This window comes from Bacteroides graminisolvens DSM 19988 = JCM 15093 (assembly GCF_000428125.1).
Lineage (GTDB): Bacteria > Bacteroidota > Bacteroidia > Bacteroidales > Bacteroidaceae > Bacteroides > Bacteroides graminisolvens.
Genome location: NZ_KE386627.1, coordinates 136,598 through 150,952, shown reverse-complemented (window position 1 = coordinate 150,952; position 14,355 = coordinate 136,598). Strand labels below are relative to the sequence as shown.

The 14,355-nt window shown below is 33.4% G+C and carries 8 protein-coding genes and 1 tRNA gene; 6 read left to right on the top strand and 3 right to left on the bottom strand.

Annotated features, from left to right (window positions below):
• Positions 1-39 precede the first annotated feature (39 nt).
• Entirely contained in the window at positions 40-4,455 is a 4,416-nt protein-coding gene (locus C511_RS16920; protein ID WP_034782635.1) for a translocation/assembly module TamB domain-containing protein, read from the top strand.
• On the top strand, positions 4,452-6,251 hold the full coding sequence (locus C511_RS0113160; RefSeq protein ID WP_024996953.1) for a glycoside hydrolase family 15 protein: 1,800 nt from the start codon (positions 4,452-4,454) through the stop codon (positions 6,249-6,251). Before C511_RS16920 ends, C511_RS0113160 begins: the two co-directional genes overlap by 4 nt.
• On the opposite strand, the gene C511_RS0113155 is transcribed toward C511_RS0113160, so the two are convergent.
• The gene (locus C511_RS0113155) at positions 6,248-8,416 is read right to left on the bottom strand and encodes a bifunctional alpha,alpha-trehalose-phosphate synthase (UDP-forming)/trehalose-phosphatase (protein ID WP_027318255.1); all 2,169 of its coding nucleotides are present in this window, start codon (positions 8,414-8,416) and stop codon (positions 6,248-6,250) included. The genes C511_RS0113160 and C511_RS0113155 overlap by 4 nt on opposite strands.
• A gap of 392 nt (positions 8,417-8,808) precedes the next feature.
• Here C511_RS0113155 and C511_RS0113150 point away from each other — a divergent pair.
• Positions 8,809-8,883: transfer RNA gene (locus C511_RS0113150), tRNA-Pro, on the top strand.
• Positions 8,884-8,977: 94 nt separating this feature from the next.
• Positions 8,978-9,532 (top strand): glutathione peroxidase, encoded by a 555-nt coding sequence (locus C511_RS0113145; protein WP_024996954.1) that lies wholly within the window; start codon positions 8,978-8,980, stop codon positions 9,530-9,532.
• On the opposite strand, the gene C511_RS0113140 is transcribed toward C511_RS0113145, so the two are convergent.
• Entirely contained in the window at positions 9,527-10,645 is a 1,119-nt protein-coding gene (locus tag C511_RS0113140; RefSeq protein ID WP_027318254.1) for a lipid II:glycine glycyltransferase FemX, read from the bottom strand. The two genes, C511_RS0113145 and C511_RS0113140, sit on opposite strands and share 6 nt — an antisense overlap.
• Before the next feature lie 142 nt (positions 10,646-10,787).
• Between C511_RS0113140 and C511_RS0113135 the strand changes: the two genes are divergently transcribed.
• Entirely contained in the window at positions 10,788-11,219 is a 432-nt protein-coding gene (locus C511_RS0113135) for a DoxX family protein (RefSeq protein WP_024996955.1), read from the top strand.
• A gap of 89 nt (positions 11,220-11,308) precedes the next feature.
• On the top strand, positions 11,309-11,857 hold the full coding sequence (locus tag C511_RS0113130) for a DUF3332 domain-containing protein (protein WP_024996956.1): 549 nt from the start codon (positions 11,309-11,311) through the stop codon (positions 11,855-11,857).
• 89 nt (positions 11,858-11,946) lie between these two features.
• Here the strand turns inward: C511_RS0113130 and tamL are convergent, their stop codons facing one another.
• Complete coding sequence (gene tamL / locus C511_RS0113125) at positions 11,947-14,256, bottom strand: translocation and assembly module lipoprotein TamL (protein ID WP_027318253.1); 2,310 nt, start codon at positions 14,254-14,256, stop codon at positions 11,947-11,949.
• Between the last annotated feature and the right edge of the window lie 99 nt (positions 14,257-14,355).

The following is a 14,355-nucleotide window of genomic DNA, read 5'->3' as shown; positions in this document are numbered from 1 at the left end:
AAAAAACTAATTCAATGGCTCCTAGGCGTTATCTTAGGAATGTACATAGGAGTTATTATCTTGCTAAACATCCCCTTTGTTCAGCAAAAGACTGCAGCATACGTAAGCCATCAATTATCCATACTCCTTAACACATCTGTCAGTGTTGAAAAAATTAATTTGGGGCTATTAAACCGCATAGTAGTTGATAACATAGCATTAAAAGATCAGTCAGCCACTGATCTACTAAAAGTAACTAGACTTTCTGCTAAATTTGAGATTCTGCCTCTATTGAATGGGAAAATATCAATAAATAGTATACAGTTATTTGGCTTTAATATATCATTAAATAAAGCAAACAGAAACTCAAAGGCTAACTATCAATTTATAATTGATGCATTGACCCCCACAAATAAAACATCTAAAAAAAACAACAATTTAGATTTAAGAATTAACTCAATTCTTATCCGAAGAGGAAAGCTTTCATACGACATACTTAGTGAAAGTACAACTCCGGGCAAGTTTAATCCTAGCCATATAAAACTACATAACATTATTGCCAATATTTCATTAAAATCACTTCATAATGACTCTATTAATGCTTCAATTAAAAGGTTAAGTTTAGATGAGCAATCAGGTTTATCATTACGCAAGTTAACTTTGAAGGTTCTTGCCAACGACAAGAAAATGACAGTTGAAAATTTTAAATTGGAATTAGCAAACACGCAAATAAAAACAAATCAGATAGAAATGAGCTATAACTCATTTGAAGACTTTAATGACTTTGGCAATAAGGTTAATTTCGCACTTTCGATACTCCCTTCAAGAATTACTTTTAAAGACATATCTCCGATAGTAACATCTTTAGCTCATTTCAAAGAAAGTATTGAATTAGAAATGAAACTAAAAGGTACTATAAATCAATTAGACATCCCTTTTTTGTCAATTAAAGGGAGCGAACATTTAAAATTGAACAGTTCACTCTCTTTTCAATATTTATTAGACCCCGAAAACACATATCTTTATGGAAAATTGGATAATTTATTCATAGATTCTAAAGGGTTTGATTTCATTACCCGAAATATGAGTGATACATATTTAGGAATAAAACCAATCCTTAACCGCCTTGGGAATATTTCTTTTAGTGGTGAAGTTTCCGGGTATTATAGTGATCTGGTAACCTACGGATTATTCAAAACAGACCTAGGATCATTCAATACCGATTTAAAGTTAAGTGGCAACAAAGAAACCCATGCTTTGTCATATTCCGGAGAAATAAAGACAATCGATTTTAGTCTTGGAAAATTAATAAACAATTCCTTAGTAGGACAAACATCCTTGAATTTTATTGTTAATGGGTATCATCCCAAAATGCAATACCCAACGATTAATATAAAAGGATTAATATCAAAAATAGAATACAAACAATACAAATATGAGAATATTAACCTAGATGGTGAATACAAAGCAGGAGGATATAATGGTAAAATAGCTTTAAATGATCCCAATGGCAATGTTTTATTAAAAGGAGAGTTTAGCCCCTATAATAAAATTCCTAATTTTAACTTTACAGCTCTGATAAGTAAGATCAAGCCCCACAATTTAAATTTATCATCGAAATATTCAGAAACAGAATTTTCATTAAATATCAATGCAAATTTCCACGGTAAATCAATAAATGATCTTTCAGGAGAAGTTAGCGTCGATAGCTTTATTTGTAAATCAGCAACAAAAGATTTCTATATACCAGAAATTAAAATAAGTGCCTCTAATGAAGATAAAAATAAAAAAATAAAAATTAATTCATCTTTCATAAAGGGAACTATTTTAGGACAATATTCGTATGAGACAATCGGCAATAGCATTACTAATATTTTAAAAAAACATTTATCTTCTCTAGCTCCTTCAACTACAAATTCGCAAGAAAAAAAATCGGAAAATAATTTCAACTTTGACATTCATATTTACAACACTGATATATTGCCTATCCTTCTTGACATACCATTAAATATTAATTCACATTCCACTATAAAAGGTTATGTCGATGATAAAATGAGTCGCACAAGACTAGAGGCCTATTTTCCTAAGCTTAAATATGATAATTTCAACATAGAATCAGGAGTTTTAATCTGCGACAATCAAGGAGATCAAATAAGTGCCCAAATACGATTTACAAACATTAGAGATAATAAGAATGCAATCAATTTTTCATTGGATTCTAAAGCTAAAAACGACACGTTGTACACGACATTGAATTGGGGTAATAATTCAAAAAACACTTATGGTGGAAAGTTATCAGCGGTAACAAAATTTACAAGAAAAATAAATGAAGTATCGCAGGAATCCAACATTGCTACCCAAATAGAAATAAAAGCAACAGATGTTATTTTAAATGATACTCTATGGAAAATACACCCATCAATTATTAAATTAGAATCACAAAAAATAGAGATTAACAATTTTTATTTTAGTCATAAAAACCAATATATTCATATAAATGGAAGTGCATCAAAAAATGAGTCTGATACTCTAAAAATGCAGTTAAGAGATATAAATATTGACTATGTTTTCGACGTAGTTAATCTTCAAGGACTTGATTTTAAAGGCAAAGCCTCTGGAAATGCCTATATAACGAAAACTATGAAAACTCCCAATATGAAAGCCGATCTTTCGGTGAAACAATTTAGGTTCAATAATGGAATAATAGGCGATATGAATATCACGGGCAACTGGGATGAAAAAAATGAAGGTATTTTTTTAGATGCCAAAATACAAGAACCAAATAAATCTAAAACAACAGTTAGTGGATACATTTATCCATTAAAGCCTAAAAGTGGCTTGGATTTATATATAAACGCACAAAATACAAATTTAAAGTTTATGGAACATTATGTACAGTCCATAATATCCGATATTAAGGGGAAAGGGAGTGGAAATGTCCATTTATTCGGTACATTCAAAGCTTTAAATATTGAAGGAAAGGTAAAACCTGATGCAACATTAAAGATTAATCTTTTAAACACCTATTTTGCTGTAAAAGATAGTATTGAGATGAAAGCTGATCAGTTTTCATTTAATAATATACCAATTTCTGATCTTGAAGGGCATAATGGCTCTCTTAACGGCACAATCAAGCATCAAAACTTTAAAAACATGCATTACAATCTAGAATTTAAAGCGAATAATCTCTTAGTAATGAACACAAAAGAGAATAATAGTGCACCATTCTATGGTACTATATATGCAACCGGCAACGCATTATTAAATGGAAACCCGGAAGGGCTAAATATAGATGCAGCTCTCGTTACAAACAAAAACAGTAATTTTGTTTATATTGCTGGCGGTATTGCATCTGCCACAAACAATCAATTTATAAAATTTATAGATAAGACTCCCAAAAGAAGTGTAGATATAGTCGATGAAACAATAGAAAATCCTATAGACAAATCACCTACAGATACCTCTACAGATGTTAGGCTAAACATTTCTGTTGATGCAACCCCCGATGCTACCATGAAAATAGTAATGGATCCAATTGCCGGTGATTATATCAGTGGAAAAGGATTTGGTAATATAAGAACAGAGTATTACAACAAAGGCGATATAAAAATGTTTGGTAATTATCAGATAAACCAAGGCGTCTATAAATTTAGTCTGCAGGAGATTATTCGTAAAGATTTTACCATTCAAAATGGGAGTGAAATATCATTTAATGGTAATCCATTAGATGCCAACTTAAACATCCAGGCCATTTACACAGTCAACTCTGCTTCATTAAATGATCTTCTTCCTGACGCTTCACAAATAGTACAACAACCCAATGTGAAAGTTAACTGTAATATGTTCCTAAGTGGAGCTCTCATCAAACCAACAATAAAGATGGAAATAAAACTTCCTAATGAAAATGATGAAGTGCAAACTTTAGTGAGGAATTACATCAATTCCGATGAACAAACAAATATGCAGATCCTATATTTGTTAAGCATTGGAAAATTTTACACCGCTGAGAATGTCAACAGTGCGCAGAGCTCAAACGTTATGCCATCAGTTTTAGCTTCAACTTTATCTGGACAACTCAACAACATGCTATCACAAATACTCAATTATAGTAATTGGAATATAGGAACTAATTTAAGTACTGGAGACAAAGGATGGACTGATTTAGAAGTTGAAGGGCTTTTATCCGGTCAACTATTAAATAACAGGTTACTTATTAACGGTAATTTTGGATACAGAGATAATCCCATGGCTAACACTAATTTCATAGGAGATTTTCAAGCCGAATGGCTACTTACTCGTAGTGGTGATATTAGGTTAAAAGCATATAATGAGACCAACGATAAATATTACACGCGAACAAATCTTACCACTCAAGGGTTTGGTATTATGTATAAGAAAGATTTTAATAAGTGGAATGAATTGTTTTTCTGGCAAAATTGGATTAAAAAAGGTAAATCAAAAAACAAGCAACAATGAGAACATTAGATTATGGTGTAATAGGAAACTGCCGTTCTGCTGGGTTAGTTTCAAAATTCGGAAGAATAGACTGGTTATGTTTTCCTGATTTTGATTCGCCATCTATTTTTGCACGCCTACTCGATGAAGATAAAGGAGGATACATGAACATTATTGCTTCATCGGACAGTTACAATATAACGCAATCGTATATTGATCAGACCAATATTCTTTCTACAAAGTTCATTAGTCAAGATGCGTCATTTGAGATACTCGATTTTATGCCGAGATATAAAACAGGAATTAACACTCACTATATTCCACCCGAATTGTATAGACTAATACGCATAATTCATGGAAAACCCAAAATAAGGATTGAATATGTTCCTGCAATGAACTACGCAGCAGATATTACTATTAACCAAAAGATAAACGATGAATTTATAAGAACAAGCTCTTCAAATAATCATAAAGACACAGTTTATTTGTATTCAAATCTTAATCTGCAATATATTTTAGATCACTCAGAAATAGAATTAACAGAAGATTCTTTCTTACTTTTATCGTATTACCAAAAATTAATCCACATAGATATTGACCGAGTTAATCTAGAATATCAACGCACTAAAGTGTATTGGTTAAATTGGAGCAACAGATCTAAGAAATTTTTCACATACAATAAAGAAATAACACGAAGTATGCTAGTTCTGAAACTAATGTCATACCATAGAACAGGTGCTGTTTTAGCGGCATTAACAACTAGTTTACCAGAATCAATCGGTGAAACACGAAATTGGGATTATCGATTTTGTTGGGTACGAGATGCTTCAATGTCTATCAGAACATTATTGCAGCTCAACCATTCGGGTGCTGCACAAAGATTTATTACATTTATTAAAAACATTCTAAAATCAAAAAATGATAGCCTCCAAATAATGTATGGAATTAGAGGTGAACGTGAGCTAACAGAAACCATTTTAAATCATTTATCTGGATTTGAAAATTCCAAACCTGTTAGAATTGGCAATCAGGCATATATTCAAAAACAAAATGATTCATTAGGTTATTTAATGGATGTAATTCATCAATATTTCTATAATTTTCCAGGTTCACTAGATGAGGTTGAAGAAATGTTTGAGGTGGTCAAAATTATTGCTAAAGATGTGACAGACAACTGGCGCAAGCCGGATAAAGGTATTTGGGAGATAAGAAATACTGATCATCATTTTGTTTTCTCAAAAGTGATGTGTTGGGTAGCCCTTGACAGAGCTATAAAAATAGCTCAATTACTTAATAGGGACCATTTCGTAGAAGTGTGGGGCAAAGAAGCTTTCTTAATTAAAGAAGATGTTTTTGCCAATGGATGGAAAGAAGAGTTACAAAGTTTCTCACAAGCATACGACAATACGTATTTGGATTCATCATTATTACTGATGGAGACTTACGGATTTATTGAACCCTCAAATGAGAAATATAGAAAAACAGTTAAAGCAATAAAAAACAAACTATTTCATTATGGCCTCATGTACCGTTACAAAAATGAAGATGATTTTGGGAGCCCAACCTCTGCATTTACTATTTGCACATTTTGGTTAGTAAGAGCTCTATTTGTAACTGGTGAAGAAGAAGAGGCGCGCAAAATATTTAATCAACTCTGTTCTTACACGAATCATGTTGGCTTAATGAGCGAAGATCTTGATTTTATTTCCAAGCAACAATTAGGTAATTTTCCACAAGCTTATTCTCATCTAGCCATGATTGATATAGCCATTTTACTTTCAAAAGAAAAAAAGACATCACATTTTATCCGACCTTAATCAGACAAAAATAGATTTAATAGAGGTAAGACTTCATGCTGGTTCTTTAGATAAAATCGTGCAGCATCTGACATCTCACCGACTTTAATCGTATAGGAATCTTTAGGCATTTCTCTAAACATATCCTCGTCAGTAGTGTCATCACCTATTGCGAGCATAAAATCAAAGTCTTCTTTTAGTAATAATTGTTTAGCCACATATCCTTTATCACACCCTACTTGTTTTATTTCTATAATTTTATTACCTTTCATAATATGCAATCCTTCCCTCGCACATTTATCTCCCAACATATTAAAAAGTTGCTGTTCACGCAAAGCTGCAACCCAAGGATCAACATTTCTAAAATGCCAAACCAGAGCCGTTTTTTTCTCTTCTAAAAATGATCCAGGTGTTTTATCTGTAACTTTGAGTATTATGTCAACAATTTCCCTACTCCAACTTCTATCTTCTAAATTCTTTCTCCAAACACCATTATCACGCACAAAAGCTCCATGCTCTGCAGCTAAAATTATGGGATATTCACCAAACCACCCAGAAAGGGTATCTTGATCACGTCCGCTAGAAATAGCTATGCAATTTCTTTTGTCAGCAAGTAGACCTTTTATTATTTGAGTTAATTGAAGCGATGGCGCTGCTTCTTCCGGGTTATTGTAAAAAGGAGATAGTGTTCCATCATAATCTAATATAATCAATCTTTTATGTGATCTTTTATATTCGGAGACTATTATTTGTTTATTAACATCTGTAATTAATTTAGTTTTATTTTTTTCATTCTGTTTTTTTAGACTCAATAGTTCATCAATATAGTCTGTAGCCCATTTTTGAACAGTTTGTGATGAAACAATTTTCTGCATTCGCTTCATTCGTTTTAATTGTTCATCAGCAGGCATTTCCAAGGCTTTTAAAATAGCATCTTTCATGCCATCAACATCATTGGGATTGACAATAATTGCATCTCTTAATTCTTGAGCAGCACCTGCCATTTCACTTAAAATTAGTATCCCGAGATTCTTCCTCTTTACAGCTATATATTCTTTAGCAACAAGATTCATACCATCTCTCAAAGGAGAAACCAACGCAATATCAGCTACATTATAAAAAGCAACTAGTCGTTCAAACGAAAAGCTATGATAAAAATAATGAATAGGGGTCCAATTAAGATTTGAGTATTTGCCATTTATCATTCCGATTTTCTCATTAATCTTCATTTTAAGGTCAGCATAAGCTCCAACTTTATCTCTTGATGGAACAACAATCATTACTAATGATACTTTTTCATGGTATTCAGGGTGCTCAGCCAAGAAACGATTAAAGGCTTTAAGCCGATGCAAAATGCCTTTACTGTAGTCTAATCTATCAACTGAAATGATTATCTTGCGTTCACCAAACTTCATTTTCCATTCGGATGACAACTTTTGAGGTGCCACTTTTAGTGGAGCAGCGCTGTACTTTTCGTAATTTATGCCCATAGGAAAAGCATCCACATGAACGATCCTATTATTGTACCTCGTTTCATCCAACATAAACTTAGTATCCATAACTCTCTCAGCCGTACTCATAAAATGACGCATATAATCAGCAGTATGAAAGCCTATTAAATCAGCACCAAGTAAACCATCTAAAATTTCCTTTCTTTCCGGTAAAATCCTAAATAATTCATAAGAGGGGAAAGGTATGTGGTGAAAATAGCCGATGCTAACATCTTTATTTCCATCGCGGATCAATGCCGGTAAGAGCATTAACTGATAATCTTGTATCCACACGATATCGCCATTTTCAATGTGCATATCCGCAACTTGTGCAAAAAGACTATTAACCTCTTTGTATGCCTCCCATGAAGCTATTCCATATTTTATATGTGTATAAAAATAGTGGCACAAAGGCCATATTACACTATTGCTGTAATTATGATAAAATTCCTCTATCTGCTCAGCAGATAAAAAAACGGGATGATAATTAAATTTTTTCAGATGGGATCTAATTTCCGTCATTTCTTTATCATCTTTGGTAAATATACCAGGCCAACCAACCCAATGTTTTTCTATTGAGGTATCCAACGACGCTAATCCAGTTGCCAATCCTCCCTCGCTAGGAATAAAAATAACTTTGCCATTTTTCTTAAAAGCTTTTATTGGCAGTCTATTCGATATGATAATTAATTTCATATTATTTAAATTTAATAAAGTAGATAATGATAAATTCAACTTTCAAATGAAAATGAATCCATCAAGTTAAGTCACATCAAAGAAGAAGTAATATGCAGAATTTGGCATATTTGCAATTCAGAACGCATATGTGAAATACAAATATACATTTATTCCGCTTAAAATTAAAATATAAAACTTGTTTTTTTATATCTGTATGAATCCTCATAAAGATTAGCCATCATTTTTATTAAAAATAAATACAATACTTAACATGCTGATTATCAACACAAAACAAATCACTGAAAAATAAAATGCGAAAAACTTGTGTTTTTTACACCAATATATTTGCAAATATAAAAAATATGCCTACCTTTGCACTCGCTTTAAAGATGGTAACACACTAAAGTTTTCGGGGTGTAGCGCAGTCCGGTTAGCGCACCTGCTTTGGGAGCAGGGGGTCGTGGGTTCGAATCCCGCTACCCCGACAAAAAGGTATCAATTTTGATACCTTTTTTTGTTTTTGAACCATTCGGAAATCCATTTGTTCTTATTATTATTTTATAATAACATTCATAGCAGATGAGAACAATAATCTATATTTTACTTTTTCTCGTAGCACCTCTAGGAGGTACTATATATGCTCAGCAAGCCACTTTGCATGATTTTACAGTTACTACCATTGATGGAGAAGCATTCCCTTTGAGCCAGCTAAAAGGGAAAAAGGTGTTAATAGTCAATTTAGCTTCAAAATGCGGCCTTACTCCCCAATATTTTGAGCTGCAGCAACTTTATAAAAAATATGGAGGAGATAAATTCACAATAGTAGGATTCCCTGCTAACAATTTTAATGGGCAAGAACCCGGTAGTAATGCCGAAATCAAATCTTTCTGCGTACTAAACTACGATGTTGAATTTCCACTTATGGCTAAAATATCAGTTAAAGGAAGCGACATCTCTCCCGTTTATGAGTGGTTAACTCAAAAATCTAAAAACGGAAAAGAAGACGCACCTGTACAGTGGAATTTCCAAAAGTTTATGATTGATGAAAATGGTAAATGGATAGGAATGATTCCACCTAAAGAAAGTCCGATGTGCCCAGAAATTATCAACTGGATTGAAAACAAAAAGTTATAAATGATAGCCTTTTGAGTTCATTTCGTATGCTTGAAACAATGCATATTTATCTTTTTCAAAAGGATAATCCCAGCAACCCATTTGATGATATAATTCACCACCGAATCCTATTTTAAACTGATATAGTCCATGCATAGGATGTGATGGATTTGAGTTAGGCGGTATGCCAAACATATCATATTCTGTGCAACCATAAGTTTTTGCAATTCGGATGGCCTCCCATTGCAAAGCATAAGTAGACATTGAATTGCGATGAGCTGAAGAAGAAGCTCCATAGAGATATGTAGCACGATGGTCTGTAATAACTAAAAACATGGCAGATACAGGTTCTCCGTTTAATTCAGCAAGTAGCAATTTGACTATAGCCGGAGACGATGTATTTTCGGCCTTTGAAGCTAAAACCGTCTGAAAATAGTCTATATCATTCAGAAAAATATTATTTCTATAAGCCGTATCCCGGTATAAGTTGTACCAAACGTGCAATTTATCCATTCCAACCTCTTTAACTACTACCCCTTTACGTAAAGCCAGGTTTATATTGTAACGAGTCTTAGCTTTCATCTTACTTAAAATAGTATTTACATCTGGCTGTAAATCAATAAATATTGTATTGACTGGTAATATATCAGTATTTGCTTTTTTAAAATTCCAATTGATAGTATTATAATTGAAATGAAATTCCTGATAATTAGGTTGAGGGGGCCCCATCCATTTGCCTTCATCATCACAAAAATCATCCTTTCCCCAATGAGATTGCCAATTCAAATCATATCGTAAAGCAATACAATTGCTTGGAAGATAAGATCTGACAATTTCCGACAGTTCCTCTAAAAAGCGACCCTGATTTTCCTCAGAAGGTTCTATCTCAGGTCCATAGGGAACGTACGCTATTGTTGATTCTTTACTTAACTGTTGTATTAAAACTAAAAAATCAGATACAGTATAACTCCTTCCTCCCGTATTTGTATATAAGTCAGAGTTTCTAATCTTAAATTCAAATGCTTTTGATTTTACTCCTAAATTACTTTTCACTTCTGACCAAAAGGCCGTTTGATGTAAAATGGGTGTTTGATAAACTTCGCTAATTTCTTTTTTAAGGACCTCAATATTCATTATTAAATTATTTTTTCACAAAGATAGCCCCACTAATTGATAAATCCAATTTTAATTATTTAATTAGCAACTTTAACAAAAGCAAAAACTTTTTCGATATAACAACTGTTATAAAAATAATAAATATTAAAAAGAAGATGATATGATTTACAATTTTTTATTCCCGTCAAAACCGGATGATACAAAAACATCTTTGTTTTTGCTTGGCATGAGAGTCGTTTTTGGTACATTAATGATGCTGCACGGATTACAAAAATGGAATGCGTTTGAACAAATGTCATCTGGTTTTCCAGATCCTATCGGATTAGGGAGCAGTACCTCGTTAATATTAGCTATTTTCGGAGAGCTAATTTGTTCTTTAGCTTTTATTCTAGGCTTTCTGTACAGATTATCTCTTATTCCTATGATTGTAACTATGGTAGTCGCATTTTTTATAGTACATGGAGCAGATCCTTTTTTAGTTAAAGAACTAGCGTTCATTTATTTGATAGTATTTCTTTTGATGTACTTTATTGGCCCTGGAAAGTATTCACTTGATAGCATTCTGAAGAAACTTATTAAACATAAAAGATAGATTTTATTTTATACAAATCGTTGCAAAATAAATAAAATGATATATATTTGTATTCACAATTTATTTTATTAATTAAAACATATTAAGTAATGAAAAAGACCAAATTATCTATCGGTGCATTATTAATCAGTGGCACATTATTATTTAGTTCTTGTATCGGTTCATTTGCCTTATGGCATAAAGTTCTTGACTGGAATCAGGGACTTGGCAACAAATTTGTAAATGAACTCGTGTTTCTTGCTTGTAACATTGTACCTATTTACCCTATTGCGGGTTTAATAGACGTTGTAGTTCTCAACTCTATTGAGTTTTGGACCGGTTCTAATCCTGCAAGCGCCAATGTAGGAGAAGTCAAAAAGGTAAAAGGTGAGAATGGAGATTACTTGGTGAAAACTTTAGAAGATGGTTACACTATCAGTAAAGAAGATCAATCAATGAATCTCAAATACAATGAAGAAAATAACACATGGAACGTAGAATACAACGGAGAGTCTACTAAGTTATTAAAAATGAATAACGATGGTACTGCCGATTTATTTCTACCGAATGGAAATACAATGAATGTAACTCTTGATGCACAAGGTATGATGGCAGCACGCCAAGTTGTAATGAACAGCTCGTTCTTTGCAGCTCGATAAATTGATATAGTATTACAAGCCCTTTTGTTGTGCTGTTGTTCAACAAAAGGGCTTTGTTTTTCCATAACCCTCTCTGACAAAGAATCTATTTAGAAAGGATACCCCACTGCCAAATGGAACGTAAAGTCCCGCTTAAAATTAGGATTAAGAATCGGATATCTTTGCTTACCACTGCTATAAGCCGGATTGAGAGCTTTCATACCTCCATCTATTCTAAATACTAAATAATCAAGGTCAATTCTTATCCCTAAACCGTACGCAAAAGCTATTTGTTTATAAAACTTCGAAATATCAAATTGACCGCCTGGTTGGTTTTCATACTCCTTAATAGTCCAAATATTACCTGCATCAACAAACAAAGCCCCCTGCAAAAGCCAAAAAAGTTTGCTTCTATACTCTATACTGGCATCAAACTTAATGTCGCCCGACTGATTTAAGTAGTTTCCATCACCAGGAAATGAGCCAGGACCTAGTTCCCGAACCGACCATCCACGTACACTATTAGCTCCGCCTGAAAAATACTGCTTAATATAGGGAATGCTTTTTGAATTTCCATAAGGAACAGCAATGCCAACTCCAACGTGATAAGCAATAGCATTTTTATCGTCGATAACAATATTCCTAGAGAAGTCAAAATCGCCCTTAATATATTGGGCATAAGGGATACTTAACAAGGAATATTCACCATCAGAGTTTTTTGACTGTTTTGTAAGATTTGAAATTGCATACATTACATTACCCGCCGACTCTAAACCAGCTCGAATTGAGAAGGAGTTACTTTTAATCGTGTTATTCGCCATCCTCTCCCCTGCACTATTGTAATTGAACATATAACCCATGCGCACAATCAATCTGTCTTTGTAATTGTATTCAAAAATATAACTTTGATTATTCTCTTCATACTTCTGCTTAAAAGTATCTGAGACCCATGGAAAATATAGAAAACTAACATCCAACAAATCAAATCTGTGCTGAGATTTACGAGAATTGGACCATTTATAACTCCAAGAGGCAGATGCGACTTTTCTTGAGAACTCAGGTCTTTGCTGAGAATTATATTGCAAACCGAATTCAGTAGTTGCTCTTATGCGGTTTTTAAAGTCTGCAGCCAGAAAAGGGAACAAGAAACTTGGGAAGTTAATACTTGACTCTACTCCATATTCTGTATAATTATCATTGCTATAACCCTGCTGTAAACCCGAAATAGCTTCATAAGCCCCTCTCAGTTTAACCATGAATGTTTCAGAACCATGAAACAGATTTCTATGTTGAAAGGAAACAGATGCAGCAGCCCCCAAGTCGCCCGCCGAGTTCGTTCCTTCTACCTCAAAAGCCACAGACTGATGCCTACCCTTCGTTAATAACACATAACAATTTAGTAAATTAGTATCAGCTACCTGAGTATCAAAAAAACGAACATTTGTATATTTCAGTGCAGAAAGTCGTCCGAAGTTATTATATGTACGCTGTACATTTCTTTCATTATAAAGCTCACCCGGACGAATTTGCAAATTATCGACCAAAACTTTGGGACGCAGATAAAGATTATCCTTATAGTAGATCGGATAATTTTTATAATGAATGGAATCATTGATTTCAATGCTGCTCAGTGCCGATGATTGAAGAACATCATAATCTGTTATAAAGCTAACCTTTCCTATTTTGTATTGCTTGTGGTCTGATGGTTCATTATCAGTATATGCTTTAAACTGAAGCAAATGCAATGTTAAATCAACCAGATACGTACTCCTCACGGTATCCGCGCTGTAAGAGATAAAATCTTTATTAAACCGGTAATATCCATTTTGCTGAAGGAATGACGTAATTCGCTGACGTTCATTATCGAGTTTATTGACGTTGAGCAACATTCCCGGACGTAAAAGAGAATTCGCCGAGTCATTTTGCAAATACTCTGCTATTTTTTTGTCCTTAACATCCAATTTCACGCTACGAACAATGTAGGGTTTGCCCGATGCAACCCGATATGTCACTTCTATCTTTTTCTTCTTAATTTTTTTATCCGTATAGACCTCCGCTCCCATGTATCCCATGTTTTGCACCGCTTTTTTGAGCTCTTCCTGCGAACGTTGCGTATCATATTCACTGTACACAACCGGAGCGTCACCAATCCTTCTTAACATCCGATTGTACCATTTGGTAGAGTCTCTTCCGGAAAGATTGTAAATATACAGCTGCGTTTTTATTACACTAAACCATCTATTGTTAGGTTTTTGTCTTATATAAGTAGACAAGTCAGTTGATTTAGTATCATTATTATCGGCCTGAACTGCTACTTTATCTAATAAAAAAGCACCTTCGGGCACATATTTCGTACCAGAGCAGGCAACCATTGTTATGGCAAAAAGGGAATATATAATATAACGAAAGCCTTTATTCATGCGTTAGGAAAGATCAATTATTTAATGATTCACAAATATAAGTCATATTTTCTTCACGCTAAAAGAAAAAGAGAGTGAAGTATGGACGGTTATTAAAAA